At 40.7% G+C, this 243-nt stretch carries 1 protein-coding gene; it reads right to left on the bottom strand.

Features of this window, described 5'->3' with window-relative positions:
• Positions 1–243: hypothetical protein (locus EOD40_RS18115; RefSeq protein WP_164905524.1), on the bottom strand; the 243-nt coding region annotated here is incomplete at both ends.

The following is a 243-nucleotide window of genomic DNA, read 5'->3' as shown; positions in this document are numbered from 1 at the left end:
ACATTATAGTTTGTTCCTGCATTTAAACCAGTCCATGATAGAGCCGAACCTGTACCTGCTTTTGGAGCCTGAACATTAGTCGTACCTATTCTTAACTGATAACTCACTCCTGATTGTGAAGTACTAGAACTAACTGTTCCTGTGCCTGGATTAGAAGCACAAATAGAACTTCCGGTCAATACAAGAGCAACTGGATTAGCAACCTCAACAATATTCACACTATTGCTTGAACCCGGACAATTC

The organism is Flavobacterium sufflavum (assembly GCF_004016525.1).
Classification (GTDB): domain Bacteria; phylum Bacteroidota; class Bacteroidia; order Flavobacteriales; family Flavobacteriaceae; genus Flavobacterium; species Flavobacterium sufflavum.
Note: the sequence above shows the minus strand (reverse complement) of the source record. Positions and strands in the feature narration are given on the sequence as shown.